This is a genomic window from Pseudoalteromonas sp. T1lg23B, assembly GCF_002964665.1.
Taxonomy (GTDB): domain Bacteria; phylum Pseudomonadota; class Gammaproteobacteria; order Enterobacterales; family Alteromonadaceae; genus Pseudoalteromonas.
On record NZ_PQBZ01000034.1, the window covers coordinates 143669 to 157839 of the forward strand.

At 38.6% G+C, this 14171-nt stretch carries 24 protein-coding genes; 23 read left to right on the forward strand and 1 reads right to left on the reverse strand.

Annotation, left to right across the window (positions count from 1 at the left end; all coding sequences use genetic code 11):
* Nucleotides 1–12: 12 nt before the first annotated feature.
* Nucleotides 13–969: an integron integrase gene (locus tag C2M32_RS09185; protein ID WP_105168147.1), complete on the reverse strand. Its 957-nt coding sequence runs from the start codon at nt 967–969 to the stop codon at nt 13–15.
* Between the two features lie 236 nt (nt 970–1205).
* Between C2M32_RS09185 and C2M32_RS09190 the strand changes: the two genes are divergently transcribed.
* From C2M32_RS09190 to C2M32_RS09300, 23 genes are all read left to right on the forward strand, one after another.
* A complete protein-coding gene (locus tag C2M32_RS09190; protein WP_105168148.1) occupies nt 1206–1868 on the forward strand; it encodes a hypothetical protein in 663 nt (220 codons plus the stop codon).
* A gap of 145 nt (nt 1869–2013) precedes the next feature.
* The gene (locus tag C2M32_RS09195) at nt 2014–2316 is read left to right on the forward strand and encodes a hypothetical protein (RefSeq protein WP_234401268.1); all 303 of its coding nucleotides are present in this window, start codon (nt 2014–2016) and stop codon (nt 2314–2316) included.
* A gap of 118 nt (nt 2317–2434) precedes the next feature.
* The gene (locus C2M32_RS09200; RefSeq protein WP_158678185.1) at nt 2435–2797 is read left to right on the forward strand and encodes a hypothetical protein; all 363 of its coding nucleotides are present in this window, start codon (nt 2435–2437) and stop codon (nt 2795–2797) included.
* 131 nt (nt 2798–2928) lie between these two features.
* A complete protein-coding gene (locus C2M32_RS09205) occupies nt 2929–3183 on the forward strand; it encodes a hypothetical protein (protein ID WP_158678186.1) in 255 nt (84 codons plus the stop codon).
* Nucleotides 3184–3298: 115 nt separating this feature from the next.
* Nucleotides 3299–3913 carry a hypothetical protein gene (locus C2M32_RS09210; protein WP_105168152.1) on the forward strand — a complete coding sequence of 205 codons (615 nt, stop codon included), beginning with the start codon at nt 3299–3301 and terminating at the stop codon, nt 3911–3913.
* Between the two features lie 33 nt (nt 3914–3946).
* Nucleotides 3947–4276, forward strand: a complete 330-nt coding sequence (locus C2M32_RS09215; protein ID WP_105168153.1) for a hypothetical protein — start codon at nt 3947–3949, stop codon at nt 4274–4276.
* 108 nt (nt 4277–4384) lie between these two features.
* Nucleotides 4385–4777, forward strand: a complete 393-nt coding sequence (locus C2M32_RS09220; RefSeq protein WP_105168154.1) for a DUF6678 family protein — start codon at nt 4385–4387, stop codon at nt 4775–4777.
* A 121-nt stretch (nt 4778–4898) separates the two neighbouring features.
* The gene (locus tag C2M32_RS09225) at nt 4899–5384 is read left to right on the forward strand and encodes a hypothetical protein (RefSeq protein ID WP_105168155.1); all 486 of its coding nucleotides are present in this window, start codon (nt 4899–4901) and stop codon (nt 5382–5384) included.
* A gap of 106 nt (nt 5385–5490) precedes the next feature.
* Nucleotides 5491–5943 (forward strand): hypothetical protein, encoded by a 453-nt coding sequence (locus C2M32_RS09230; protein ID WP_105168156.1) that lies wholly within the window; start codon nt 5491–5493, stop codon nt 5941–5943.
* 11 nt (nt 5944–5954) lie between these two features.
* A complete protein-coding gene (locus tag C2M32_RS09235) occupies nt 5955–6455 on the forward strand; it encodes an SUKH-3 domain-containing protein (protein ID WP_234401269.1) in 501 nt (166 codons plus the stop codon).
* Between the two features lie 91 nt (nt 6456–6546).
* The gene (locus C2M32_RS09240) at nt 6547–7041 is read left to right on the forward strand and encodes a hypothetical protein (protein ID WP_105168158.1); all 495 of its coding nucleotides are present in this window, start codon (nt 6547–6549) and stop codon (nt 7039–7041) included.
* Nucleotides 7042–7140: 99 nt separating this feature from the next.
* A complete protein-coding gene (locus C2M32_RS09245; RefSeq protein WP_158678188.1) occupies nt 7141–7710 on the forward strand; it encodes a hypothetical protein in 570 nt (189 codons plus the stop codon).
* Between the two features lie 113 nt (nt 7711–7823).
* Nucleotides 7824–8279 carry a hypothetical protein gene (locus C2M32_RS09250; RefSeq protein WP_105168160.1) on the forward strand — a complete coding sequence of 152 codons (456 nt, stop codon included), beginning with the start codon at nt 7824–7826 and terminating at the stop codon, nt 8277–8279.
* A gap of 115 nt (nt 8280–8394) precedes the next feature.
* Nucleotides 8395–8904, forward strand: coding sequence for a hypothetical protein (locus C2M32_RS09255; RefSeq protein ID WP_105168161.1), 510 nt, complete (start codon nt 8395–8397; stop codon nt 8902–8904).
* Between the two features lie 124 nt (nt 8905–9028).
* Nucleotides 9029–9505, forward strand: a complete 477-nt coding sequence (locus tag C2M32_RS09260; protein WP_105168162.1) for a hypothetical protein — start codon at nt 9029–9031, stop codon at nt 9503–9505.
* Nucleotides 9506–9588: 83 nt separating this feature from the next.
* Complete coding sequence (locus C2M32_RS09265; protein WP_105168163.1) at nt 9589–10077, forward strand: hypothetical protein; 489 nt, start codon at nt 9589–9591, stop codon at nt 10075–10077.
* 104 nt (nt 10078–10181) lie between these two features.
* Nucleotides 10182–10670 (forward strand): hypothetical protein, encoded by a 489-nt coding sequence (locus tag C2M32_RS09270; protein ID WP_105168164.1) that lies wholly within the window; start codon nt 10182–10184, stop codon nt 10668–10670.
* A gap of 108 nt (nt 10671–10778) precedes the next feature.
* Nucleotides 10779–11288 (forward strand): hypothetical protein, encoded by a 510-nt coding sequence (locus tag C2M32_RS09275; protein WP_105168165.1) that lies wholly within the window; start codon nt 10779–10781, stop codon nt 11286–11288.
* A 105-nt stretch (nt 11289–11393) separates the two neighbouring features.
* The gene (locus tag C2M32_RS09280) at nt 11394–11897 is read left to right on the forward strand and encodes a hypothetical protein (RefSeq protein WP_105168166.1); all 504 of its coding nucleotides are present in this window, start codon (nt 11394–11396) and stop codon (nt 11895–11897) included.
* Between the two features lie 131 nt (nt 11898–12028).
* A complete protein-coding gene (locus C2M32_RS09285; protein ID WP_105168167.1) occupies nt 12029–12463 on the forward strand; it encodes a hypothetical protein in 435 nt (144 codons plus the stop codon).
* Between the two features lie 91 nt (nt 12464–12554).
* On the forward strand, nt 12555–12806 hold the full coding sequence (locus tag C2M32_RS09290; RefSeq protein ID WP_105168168.1) for a hypothetical protein: 252 nt from the start codon (nt 12555–12557) through the stop codon (nt 12804–12806).
* 124 nt (nt 12807–12930) lie between these two features.
* Nucleotides 12931–13677, forward strand: a complete 747-nt coding sequence (locus C2M32_RS09295; RefSeq protein ID WP_105168169.1) for a hypothetical protein — start codon at nt 12931–12933, stop codon at nt 13675–13677.
* A 101-nt stretch (nt 13678–13778) separates the two neighbouring features.
* Nucleotides 13779–14132 carry a hypothetical protein gene (locus tag C2M32_RS09300; RefSeq protein ID WP_105168170.1) on the forward strand — a complete coding sequence of 118 codons (354 nt, stop codon included), beginning with the start codon at nt 13779–13781 and terminating at the stop codon, nt 14130–14132.
* Nucleotides 14133–14171 lie beyond the last annotated feature (39 nt).

A 14171-nucleotide genomic window follows, 5' to 3' on the forward strand; every position in this document is an offset into this window, starting at 1 on the left:
TACATGCCTTTTTTATTTGTCGATAGGACTGTTTGTGTAGGCAAATATGTCGCCAATCACGTGAGTATAAATTTGTGTGGTTTTAATGTCTTCATGCCCAAGTAACGTTTGTACTGTGCGTATATCGGTACCAGACATAAGCAACTGAGTTGCGAAAGAATGCCTGAAAGTGTGTGCTTTGACTCGTTTGCATATATTTGTTTTAAGTAAGGCTGCACGTAGTGCTTTGCGAAAAGTGGTCTCATGTAAATGATGTCGACAAACATAATTATCGTAAGGGTGAATGCATCGTGTACTAGAAGGAAATAGGTATTGCCAAGCAAAGTCTTTCACAGCGTGCTTATATTTTCTAATAAGAGACGGTGGCAAAGATGCCATACCAAAGCTTTCGTTTAGATCACGGTTATGTAATAGTTTTACCTTTTCGATTTGCTGTTGTAATAGGTGGTGTAAACTTTTGGGTAGTAGTGTATAGCGATCTTTTTTACCCTTGCCCCTAAACACAAAAATTGTACCTAGGTTAAAGTCTAAATCTTTCACTCTCAAGGATAACGCTTCATTTATACGTAAGCCGCTACCATATAGCATGTTCGCGATGAGTGCATATTTGCCTTGCAAATGATTAATTATTTCTGTCGCTTCATCATGGGTTAGTACGGTAGGCAATGCTCTTTCTGCTTGGCTCGAAGAATAATTTAAACCTTTAATTTCTCGTTTTATGATATAGCGGTATAAAAATATAATGGCGCATAGCGCGAGGTTTTGAGTTGCTGCACTCACAAGCCTGTTACAAGCCAAATGATTAAGAAAACGCTCAATCTCAACGTTGCTCATTTCTTCAGGGTGACGCTTGTCATTAAACAAGATAAACCGTTTGATCCAATGCAGATAGGCTTTTTCCGTTTTTAAACTATAGCGACGAGTTCTGAGCTCAACGCGCACAGACTCCAAAAAAGGTGACTTGTTCATAGTAAATCCATTTACTGTGTTTTTGTACAGGTATAATTTAAGGCATCAAATTTTGCAACTAGAGATCCCGTTAATTTTTGCGCAAATTGTTCGTCTAAAGATCAGGCAGGTTATTTATATCTATGATTCCTATTAGATTTAGCATTTATAAACAAGTTCGCTCATTCTCGGTTAAGTAGATTCTCGGTTTGAACTATGCCCATTGTTAATTTTTTGAGGACAAAATAGCATCTAACATGCTAATATTTGGCGTAATTAAATTTGATAATTGGCGTTTTTCAGGGTTAGTGGGTAGAACATTAACGCGAATTCACGCTAATACACTGTTATACGCAATCGGAGAAGTCGTGGAAGTAAGGAACAATAGCAAGAAGAAAATCTTAAAGTCATTTGTTGGCTGGCTTCCTCTTGCATTGGTATCTCTTGTGTTCTACGGAATGATTTTCGTTTTGTTAGTTATGTATCTTCTTACAAATATATTTAGCATCGACGAAGCTTTGGCAAGGCAAATTGGCTGGGTTATAGGTGGTGGTCTTCTTGTGTTGTCTGGCTATCTCTATATAAATTGGTTAACAAAATCACTCTCGTCTTATCAGCTGTCAATTATCAATGATACATTAAGGGTCAAAGGCAAAGCCGGATGGAAATCTCTAGATATTGAGATACCTGTAAGCTCAATACGAGAAATCAATATTGGCCAAAGTGCAAACATGGCAGAAAAGCTTTCGGCGGGCCATGGGGCTATCCAAGATCAAATGGCCTCTAGGCTGAATTTTATTCCTTTATCAGGTAAACCGTTCAAACTAGATTTTGCCGCAAAGGCTTTTGATAATGAATCTCTATATGAGTTTCTAATCTTTGCTAAAAGCAAGGGAATACAAACGAATGTCAGCGTATAACAAGGCCAAGCAGCATCGCCAGCAAAGCTGGCTGGACCTCGCTACGCTCGGCCGCTGTTGGCGGCGTTATGTGTAAAAGGCTACGATGAAGTATAAGAATATATACTCAGCAATTCATAATTTCGGGCACAGTTTTACGAGCCTAATGAATTACGTCGATAGTGATTACGTAATCGATGAACTTGGCAAAATTCACAGCAAAGGCTACGACATTGAAGTTGATTGGCTAACTAGTAAGTTTTCACCGACTCAAATGGCTACCCCAAGGATCAACAAATCTATTGGGTATTGGGGTGATACACTTAAAAAACATTTATCGTCGCATAATGTTCAGCTTGAAAAGCTAACTACAGTAAAGTTTATTTGGCCCTCGGGGCAACGCAAGTATATGTATGCTACAGATGATCGTGGTAAGGAATACAAAATTTATGTCAATGAAATCAAGTAAACACATAACCAAAAGCACCAACGGACTCCATAATCTGTCGCGGTTTTTGCAAAGAAACGCAAAAAGCCCCGCCAAATTATTCCGCCGTTGTGCTAAGCGTTAGCAGGCAAAAGAAATTATGCAGAAATCATCAACTATTTTTGGCGCATTAATGTTTCTTATCACAGGAATATTAACGTATTTAAACTTGGCTAAAAGCCTCCCTGTAAATTTGGGGTTGATAATTAATGTTCTTATAAGTGCAGTCGTTTTAGCTATTCCATCAGCAATTGCTTTTCATTTTGGTATAAAAAAAATCGGCGTAAAACCAACTAACCCTAAAATTCTTATGGCTGCTTTATTTGCTTTCTTCGTTGGTAATTCTGCTGAAATTGTATTTTCATTGAGAGAAATTAGTTGGTTTTTGTTTGCTGCTGTAGTTATTGTTTTATCTTACTTAGCACCGTTAAGGTTACTAAAACCAAAGGTCAATCAAGAGTAATTGCCAGCTAACAAATTAATTAAACAATGGACGCAAAACAGCAGGCTTGCGCTCATTCTTCGCTTAGTTTAGCCTGCTATTTTTCGCCGTTTATTAAGGCGTTATGTTTCATAAATTAATTCGGAGTGAAATTGGAAGTTCAAACAAACAATAAAAGTAAATTGAGCTATGCTTGGGATCTTACTAAAGGGCTAATGATTGTAATTTCGGCTGTTGCTGTTATTTCTATTTTGGGTAAGTCTTCTGAACTTTCATCAGTTGAAATTTTAATTCGATTGGTTCTGCTTTTAGTCGCCGTAATTCCAGTTGTATTTGGGTTTTGCTATTTACATGTATTATTCAAATATGAGTCATTGGTTCAAAGGGATAAAGAGTTAGAAAAGTAAACACTGAAACATAACAAGCTGTTTAAGCGCGGGACTGCTAAAGTTTGGCTCGGTTTCGCTACGCTACACATTTTAGCCAAACATTATCAGCCCCTTAACAGGGCGTTAAGTCTCTATGAATATTGAATACTTCGAAAAATTTGAATCGGAGCTTGAGTTAGGACTCAAAAAGAAGGCCGCTACTTCGATCAAGCAGTTTGTTGATTCATTTGAAAATGACGATGAAATAAAGAGCTGGGTTTGGAGTTATTTGCCAACGCTAGAAAAAAACAGGCATAGCTGCATTAGGTATGAGATCTTCATTGATCTTGTTTACCCTGTATTAAAGAAAGGATTTGAGCGCAGTGACTATAATTCAACATTGTGGCTAGGAAAACTGGTTCAGAATGTATATCAAACCAAAGGTATCTTTGAAGAGCTTGGATCTAATGTTGAAATGGATTTTTTTAGAAAATGCCACGAAATTGATCCGAACATAGAAGAAGGCAATAAATTACTCTTACAGAGTATTTTGAGTTGGTTGTCACATTGCGTGCATGAATGGCCTTCGGGGATTCTATATGGCATGGACGGAGCCTCAATTGCACAGTGCCAAGAGATTAGAGTTGAAGCTAATTTTGCAAAATCCTTGGCAAGCAAAGAGAGGGAGTTATCGTTTATTGATGATTTCCTAGTTAAATTAACCGAGTACGAATTACGACTTAACAAGGCAAGTAAATCGGACTCGTAAACTCGCCGTTTCTTGCGGCGTTATAAAGCACAGATGATCAGGCTTCTATATCTAACATTTTTGGCACTTAGCTGTGTTGCATTCGTAGGAACAATACTTATTGCAGTAGGCTTACTAGGCCCAATAGACGAAAACTCTGGAAATGCAGGAGCGTTTTCAGCTTTTGGTGCAGGTTTTGTATTGTTAGTAGGCATACATTTGCTGGCCTTTTTAGGCTTTGTCACATGGGCAATTACGTACGTGTTTTATGAGTTTTTGCCAAATAAATTACTTTATCGTAATTATTTACCTTTAATATTTTGTGTCCCTGCTGCATTATTTTATTTGTATTTGCTATTCAAAATAACAGTTGGTGCTTTATAACAAGTTACTCAAAAGGACGCAAAACGCTTGGCTTGTGCTCCTTCGTCGCTAATTTTAGCCAAGCATTTATGCGCCCATTAGTAAGGCGTTATAACTACTTTAGAAACTATGAGTAAAATTCAGATTCAGGAAGAAAAGTTAGCTAAATCTTATCTGCGATTAGATTCGATAATTGCTCGCAAGTTTTCCGTCTCTTATATGAGTAATACAAAGTGGATTAAATTACTCAAAGCTGTTGCGTCATTTGAAGAACGGAGTTATCGAGTAACTTATAAACTAGTTAATGATGACCAAGTAAAGATCTCTCATACAGAGCAATTTGAAGAGCACGTTGATGATTATTGGTTTATTGAACCATCAATTTACAAAGAAATTGAGTGGTTAGAGTTTACGTTTGACGACAACTACAACGTGCCAAGCTTAATTGAGCATCTTTCTGTTATTGCTAAGTTTCCAATTACACAAACTCCTACAGGATATAAAGTTTTGGGGTATACGTAGTTATAACAAACTGTTGAAGTGGGACGTCTAAAGCTTGGCTCGTTTCGCTTTGCTCACAAGTATAGCCAAGCTTTATCCGCCCCTTAACAGGGCGTTATATTGCCATAAGGAAACCTTAGCTTTGAGAATAGTTATTGCACTTTTAGCCCTTGTTTTACAAGGCTGCATGAGTACTGAAGTAGTACCAAAAGGTCCAGTATTTAATTACTCTGCAGGTCAGTCTAATGACAAAGCTAACCTGTACTTTTACCAATTTGATATGCCCGGGGTTAACTCATGTTTACTTGTTGGAATTGATGGTAAATATAAAGAGTGTATTGGTTATCCAGGTTATGCCAAAGTAAGTGTTACTCCTGGCAACAAAAAAGTATCTTTCACCCCTAATGCTCCGATTAAAATTTCGAATTTGGATTTTAACTATGATTTCGAAGGTGGAAAAGATTACTTTTTTGTCTATCAGCCTGTAAGTAAGAAGTCAGCTTCTGATGTTGAAGTTAAAACTCAGTATAACATGATTTTAGGCTTATCATATGGCTGGTATTTAGTCGATAAACGACAAGCACTTGTTCAGTTACAGAACTTAAGAGCTTGGCACAAGGCAATATAACAAGTGCCTAAACCAAAGGACGCAAAACAGCAGGCTGCGCTCCTTCGTCGCTTATTTTAGCCTGCTATTTTTTGCCGGTTAGGCAAGCGTTATATTGCAGGGAAGTATGATTAGACTTTTGGCTCTATTATTTTTGATTCTACCGTGGTGCTCTGTTGCTACTACGGATATGGTATTTATTTCCGAGAAAATAATTACGCCTGAGCAAGCGAGTGAATTCGGTATTCACAGGCTAACCGCTGGCAATGACCCGAGCTGGAATGTATTAGTTTATCCTTCTAAAAACGCTAATAATGAGCCAGTCACAGAAGCATCAATGACATTTACTATTAAAGATAAAGAAGTAGCATTGGTACTTTCTAAAATCAGTAATTTTGAACAGACAGGTTTCAAACGTTCAGATATCGTTTTAGATATCAATTCTGGTGTTGCCGTAAGTTTCGCAGTTACATATGGCTCTCAACGCTTGGTACTAATTAATATTACCAACTTAAAATCAAGAGATTATGAAACGTTTGCAATGCAATATAACAAACGCCTTAACTCCGACAATGATTAGTTGTCATGGTTTTGGCAAACAACGCAAAAAGCCATGCCAACACATTGCGTGTTAGGCGGGCGTTAGGCTCTATGGATACCGAAGAATATATAGCTAAATTATTTGTCGATGCAGGGTGGCATGAAGGTCGCCAAGTTGAGGGCCAAAATCAGACCTTAAGCGCATCTAGTGCCGCTCATAAAAATGCAGCTTCCGTGCTGGCTGAATTTGGTGGCCTCAATGTGGGGGAAGTCGGCCCAGGGCGAGAGCTTTCCGCGAGTGACATATCGTTCAGAACCGAGGCGTTTGATTTCGGAAATGAGTTCCATAACTATTGGCAAAGTCTAGATGTGTCTTTGTATGCTTTTGCTTCAGCACATCACGACCATATGCTGCTACTAGTTGACGATCAAAATAACTTCTACATATTTACTGACCCTGGCGAGCAGCTCTATAAAGTAGGCAGCTTCGAAGAAACAATGAAAAGGGTATTATTGGGTATCAATTATGGTACAGCGCTTGAAAAAGCCTAACAAGTTCATGTTGTTCACCCACTTCGTGGGCTGGGACCTCCGCACTGCGTGCTCCGGCCCCAAATGCAGGCGTTAACTGGACTCGTGAAAATTGAGTGTATATTTTGAACCAACAATAAATACAAGTATTGACCATTTCTTAGGCCTAATCCCTTTTTTTGTATTACTGTTTTTGGTCCTTAAGTTTCCAGCTGTATCTCAAGTAGCCGCTGATATAACAAAAATAAAAAGAGTAAGCTTGGTTAGAGGTTTTGCTGTTATATGTCTGTTGGCTACATTAAGTGAAATATTTAACTACTCTGATAAAGTTGGAGTAAGTAATATCATTGAAAGTAAACAGTTTAAGCAAGTTCAAGGTTGTATTAGCAACTATGAAAAACAAACACCTAAACATGGCACCTTAATTGAGTCATTCAGTATTGATGATGTTGAATTTACTTTTAGCAATTATGATGTCGGCCCTTATTTTCATGGAAAGTTACATAAAGATAATTTCATAAAAAACGGCCAGTGTGTTTCAATCGATTATGTACTAGATGGAAGAAAGAACAAGATTCTTAAAATAGTCCAGTTAACAAAGCCTTAAAGTTGGATTCGTAACAGTTGGCTCGATTCCGCTTCGCTTCACATTTTAGCCAACTGCTACTTACCGCTTAAGGCGGCGTTAGGTGCACAGGAGGTGCATTTGAAATATTTAGCTATTTTATTATTAACGATACTTTCTGGATGTAGTGTAGTTGTTCATGACAAAACTAATGCACCAATAGCTGAGGGTATTGTTGGGGCTAACTTCATGACCGTCAAAGACGGATTTTTGTACGAAGCTAGGTGTGCTGATATTCATGCTTCTGTTCAATCGACCGAGTGGTGTACGGGAATTCAAGCGTTTAACTCAGGAAACCAGTACGCAAGAACACCAGCTAATTTTGAAGATTATCAATCAGCGAAAAAACAATGGGACGAAAAATTATTTACTAAATTAGCTTTTGAAAAACAACGTTCAATTATTTCCCCATTGCCTAAAGGAACTATTCTAAAGGTTACAAAATTAGTTCAATACCCTTGGGGAACTAATGGTTACTATTGGGCTATTAGAGCCACGCTGGTTTCTTCAGAGGGAAAAAAACTAGAAGTGGAGCTACCGACAAATTCAGTTTTAGCATTTCCAACTTGGTTAAAAGGTTATGGTGTTCAGGAACCACCAAGTTTTAAACCTGAGTATGTAGTGGCGTGTACAAACGCAAAGTGCACCTAACAAGCCAATTCAGTAACGGGACTGCTAACAGCTTGCTCAGTTCCGCTTCGCTGCACAGTTTTAGCAAGCTATTATCAGCCCCTGATTGGGGCGTTAGAAGCCTATGAGAATTTATGCCTCGTCGTAGAGAACTAAAAGGGGTTGTGAACAATCTCTCTGAATTATTGAGTGGTCGAAATAATGACTATCTCGGCTATTGGGCCGTGGGTCAGTTATTTCTACTTGCACAAGAGCATGGCGTTGATTCGCTCACTCTAAACTTAATAGATTGTAAAAGCGATATTGTCTCACCTGTATTGGTTGATATGTGCCAATCGATGAAGTCTGAGGTGAATCGAATGCTTGCTGCGCATCAGATTCCAAGGGAATGGGTTAAGTCAGTTTCTGCGAAGTTTAGTTTTAATCAAGAGTATCAAGAAAAGTATCACTACTGGCGCTCAGCATTAGGTAAACCTTACTTGATTCAAGTAGAGATTGAAACAGATTTGGGCTACATAAACAAAGCCACACAAGGTGGTAATGTTCAGCCTCATGATCCTTCAAAAGAGCACCGAAGAGGCAGCTTCTAACAAGCGCCTTAAAAAAATGGACGCAAAATGCTTGGCTTGCGCTCATTCTTCGCTAATTTTAGCCAAGCTTTATTAGCCCGTTATGCGGGCGTTATGTGTTTTATAAGGAGTCATCTTGAAACTTAGCATCATATTAATTCTATTATTGGTTACTGGCTGTGCTGGGTTACCAAATTATGTTGAACCAAAAACTAATGTTCCTTCTGCGAAATTTAAGGTTAATCATTATTTCGATGCTCCATTTTTAGGTTATTCCACATTTGTTAATGTTCACACAGAAGAGCAAACTTGCGGTAAATCATTTGGTTCTGAAAGTGGTGCAAAATTAATAGTACTAGATGATAACAACCCTCTAATTTCTGAATTAAACCCTGATGGTGTAAAACTAGCTGTAGGTAAGAAATATAGCTTCATGATTATGTCAGTCGCAGGCATGAGTAACTGTACAGTTTACTCTTCATTTAAACCTGAAGCTAACTCGAATTATGAGATGAATGTTACTGGTAAGTTAGGTGCGCATTCTACACATTGTAAAGCGGAGCTGTATCGTGTTGATGAGGCTGCTAATAAAATAACTCCAGTAGAGTTTGAGTATTACGGTCAATGTCGTGAACCAAGCAAATAAACACATAACAAGCGCATAAAGCAACGGGACACGCAACGTTTGGCTCGGTTCCGCTCCGCTACACATTTTAGCCAAACATTACTTAGCCCCTTATGCGGGCGTTATATGAACAAGGTGAAGTATCGTGCATCTCTCTGATTATGTTGCCTTAGTTGCAATCTACTTACTTTACAAGGCATTGAATGAATGTCTAAAAGGTAAATTGCCTTCAGCTCCAGCAGCTGTTGGTCGAGGTTTAGGTATTTTAGTTTTTGGGCAGTTTGTCACTTTAGGTCTTATGAATTACTTAGTTAGCCGTTTTGGAACTGAGGGCTTTCAGCAATTTAGTGCGGACTATGTTGCAATGCTATACGTACCAATTGGTATTATTTATACTCTTCTCGCGGGCTATATCGCAGCTAGAAGCTATGAGGGCACTAAGAGTATGAATGTCAAAATGGTCGCTGGTATTGGTCTGTTACCGCAAGTTCTATTTACTGTGTTTAATTTTAATGAGGGTGTATCCTCTTATTTAGTTCTTGTATTGCTCATTCCTTGTGTACTCATAGGGGGACATTTGAATAAATGTTCATATAACAAAACCTTAAAGGCGGGTTCGTAACAGTTGGCTCGGCTCCGCTTCGCTTCACATTTTAGCCAACAATTACTCACCGCTTAAGGTGGCGTTAGTTACTCAGGGAAGTCATGCGAAAAATTCTACTATTCATCACACTATTTTTATCACATAGCACTGCTATCGCGTGTAGCTTTGCGCCAGGGTATGATGAGTTTTTACCTAGCCCTCTGTATAAAAAGAAAAATCATCCATTAGCGATACCAAAGGCTAGCGTAGAATCAATTAAACGAGGTTATGACGATGGAAATGGAGGTTCATGCTCCGATGCTGGAATCATAAAAATAAAATTTGAAAACGAAAATCCTATTAGGGCTACAGGATATAAATTAAAGATTATTTCAGGTACTTTTGAAAGTCATGTTATCCCTGACTATGAGGTAATGCCCTCACGATATAACCCAAGTGAAAACTCAATGTTCTTCGTTTGGTTGGATGGCAGTTATAACAATCAGGAAAAAATTGATTTCGTATTACAAATTATTGCTGTATCGCCGGAAGGTGACGAAAGTGAACCCTATAATCTTAAAATCCAGCATGCGGGTGGCAAGAGTAACTAACAAGTTACTCAAAAGGACGCAAAACGCTTGGCTTGCGCTCCTTCTTCGCTAATTTTAGCCAAGCATTTATGCGCCCATTAGTAAGGCGTTAGCAGTACAAGAATATGAATCGAATTTTAGTGTTAATTTTAAGTCTTATTACTTTTGATGCATTAGCATGCTCAATGATGCCAACTTCAAAGTATTTTGAAGTAACAGGAAAAGGTACTACAGAACCTGTCAAACCTGTTTTTGAGGTAGATGGAGTTCACAGAGGCACTGATGATGGAAATCATGGTTCATGTTCTGATGCTGGCTCTATTGTTTTAAAACTCAAAAACGTTCCAACTATTGAACAAGGTTATATTTTTGAATTAATAGAGGGCACATTTGAAGATACTCTATTTTCTGACAAAGCAATTACGCTTGCAGACTTTCTCGAAGAAAAGGACAAGTACTATTTCGTCTGGTTTGATGGTAATTCGGAAGAACAAGAGGTTTTTGATATTAAAATAAAAATAACAGCAGTGTCAGAATCAGGTATTAAAAGTGAGCCGCAGTATTTAAATGTATCTCACCCTGGTGTTCAAAAGCCTTGGTGGAAAGTCTGGTAAGTACTGCTAACAAGTTACTCAAAAGAACGCAAAACGCTTGGCTTGTGCTCCTTCGTCGCTAATTTTAGCCAAGCATTTGTGCGCCCATTAGTAAGGCGTTAGGCGAATATGAAAAAGCAACGACCCACAATCCCAATTGCCGAATGGAAATTGGCTACTCATCTAGAGGCAACCCGTGAAATTCAGAATCAAAAGGGTGTGCCTGCGTACGGCTGTGATTGTGAGTGGTGTTTTAACTGGAAACATTGCTTAAAGGTTTTGCTTCCTGAAGAGTTGCAAGGGCAACTTACAAGGGTTGGGGTTGAACTAGATCATCCGACCGATCTGTACAAATATGAAAGTGACGAGAATGGATCTAGTATAAGGGTCGTCTATCATGCTGTGGGCAAAATTCTAGAAGGCCCCAACCAATGGAAAAGCACTGATATGGGTGAAATGCTTATGTATTCCACAATCAGGGAGCAGCCATATTTATCTCTGGTAGTGTTTCCCCAAAGTCAGTCTCATGATGAAGCTCCGGTTCTTAAAAATACATCTGCAGGTGAGTTGGTGCGGATTGATTTACGGCTTGCAATTCCAAACGAGGTATTAAAAAGCAATGTGCCAAGTCTCGCCTAACAAAGCGCTGTTGTCAGACAAATTTTCCGCTGCGCTCCAAATTTGCCGCAAAGCGCGGCGTTAGGTCATCCTATATATCTTAAATTTCCTTAGGAGATTAACTGCATGAAAATTATGAGAAAAATTACTATATTTAGCTTTTTGTGTTTGTTTATCTTTGGGTGTACGACTACTGCGGATGGGCCTCTATATAAAGAGATTAATGCACCTAGTTTATCACATGAGCAGAGCTTGATTTACGTTATCCGGACAGACAGCGCTTCTGATCTACTTGGAGATAGAGACATTTCAATTGACGGTTCTAAGCCTAAAAAACTTGGAGATCATGGCTTTTTGACATTTGTAAAGCCTGCTGGAGAGCATACTATTGAATTTGGAATTCCTTGGGATCAGAGAAATATTTGGGAAAAATATGAACCTATAAAAACAGTGATTAAGACAGAGGCTGGAAATAAGTACTTTTTACAGTTTTACACTGACATTCAAGATTACGGTGTAGTTGTTGAGAGCGGTGTTGGATATCGCAACATGTCGCATAAAACGCAAGTCAACTTCTTAGAAGTCATTGAAGCGGAAAAAGTATTAGTTAATCATCGTCTTCAAAATTAATGGTAAATGGCCTAACAGATCGATTAATAAGATAAATTTAACTGTGCCGCTTTTCGCTAATCCGCTCCGCGGGTAAGAATCAGCCCAGGAAAATTTGCTAGTTATCAAGGTATTAGGCAATTCGAGGGTACATGGAAAAACTAATATCACTCCACAAGCACTGGCTCAATGCAGATGCTGTAAAAGAAGTCGTTGCGACTAAGATCGGGGGGGATCATGGTCTTCCGGAGGGCTTGTCGGATTTCGTAGAGCTTCTTCATTCGTCATTTGCAAGGCTATCTGTGCTCTACGGGCTGATCTACGTCGTAATAGAAGGTTACAAGGAGCTTAAATGTACCAACCCAAAAGTGGATGAGCTCCTTTCTCAAGAAGGCTTTGTAGACGCACTTCGACTTTTTAGAAACTCCACATTTCATTTTCAGAAGGACCCTATACCTGAAAAAGCTATGAAATTTCTAGAGCTTTCTGAAAGTGAAAACTGGATCAGAGCGTTACACTCAGCTTTTAAAAAGTTCTTTGAGGCAGAGTTGCCGATAAAAGAAATGATGGATAAACTAAATGCCTAACAAAGCCAGCCAGAGGGACCATAAAACCGACGTTTCGCTCTGGTTTTCCGGCCCCAGATGGCGGCGTTATGAACACTAGTAAAGTCCGAGCATGGAAGAAGCCAAGTTAGAAAGAAAAAGCATTGTTTTACAGCTCGTATTAAATATTTTTCTCGGACCGTTTGGGTTGTTTTATTCGGGTAAAATTACGGCAATAGTTCTTTCAATAATTTGTATCGTACTTCTGCCAGCATTTGGATTAGGATTATTTCTTACTTGGCCTACATCAATCGTACTAGGTGTATTGTATGTCAAGGATCACAATGATTATGTATATATCATGGAAGGTTTGAGAAAAAATTAAAGTGCTTATAACAAAGCAAATTAAAAGTGCGGACAAAAACCAGTTGGCTTTGTTCGTGCTTCACAAATTTTAGCCAACTAATTTTTGCCGTTTATTAAGGCGTTATATTTTTAAGGGAACTTTGGTGAAAAATCTTACAAAGGTACTATTCCTGAGCGCAGTCGTTCTTATTTCTGGTTGTGCTTCAAAAAGACCTATAAACCTATCAAGCGAAGCTCGCATTGGTATTTACTCTAGTGTGACAGATAAAACGAATAATAATATCTGGGATGAAACTACAGCTCGCTCAGGCCAACAGAAAGATATTATTGTTGATGTAGATTGGGGGTTAAAAGGTAAGGTTGAAGCTAGCTTAGTTAAAGCCGCAAAGAAGAAATGGTTAATAGATACGCTAATAGTAGCAAGTATTGAAGCTGATTTAGGGGCTGGAGACGCAATATCTTATGGTTTTAGCTCTGTTTATGAAAAGTTCATTCCAGCATTTACTGAAGTAAAAGATAAGTATGATTTAGATATAATAATCATCGCAAAACCCGCATGGCGCCACTATCACGGCGAAACTCCTCTATACAATAAAGGTATCGGCGTTCAATCTTTTGAAGATGGGCTCTCTGGTCATGTCGCAGTTGAAATGTTTGCAGTAGATTTGCACACGATGAAAATAATATTTCCAGCAATACAGGACGGAATTACTATGCAACCCTTTATTAGGAACTTTGACTTGCCTGATAATTACGCAGATGTTGATCGTATTTCAGGAACGGTATCAATAAAAGATGCTTATAAAAGCAAAGTGTTCATGGAAGTAGATAGCATTGTGAGCTGGTTCATTAATGAAGTGCCAATTACCATTCATGCTAAAAAAATATAATAAACGCATCAACGAATGGACTAATAAAGCTTGGCTTGGTTGGTGCCTCACCAATTTTAGCCAAGCTTTATTAGCCCGTTATGCGGGCATTAGGGGGCAAAGTGAAATTTAAAGTTGCCAGCTCGATTTTAGCATTGTTTACACTGATTGGTCTGGGAGTAACGATATACTCTGACTTTGAAAGCTATTTAAGCGCTGTTGTTAGTATTTTACTTTATGTGCTGGTACCCGCATATGGAACATACGGCACTTGGGTTAAAAGTCGAATTGCAATACTAATCACTCTAGTGTTTTTCATCTCGCAAAGTGTTCGAAGCGTTGGTACTGACAGTTTGATTCCGCATATTGCACCCATAACAATTTCTTTTCCTGTCGGTGACTTCTCAAGTGGGCAAGGTTACCTGATTGATTTTTTTTGCTATTTCTATGGCAATATTTCTAGCTTGGCTACTTAAGCTGGAGATTACCCCTAACAAGCGCATTAAGAGGACATA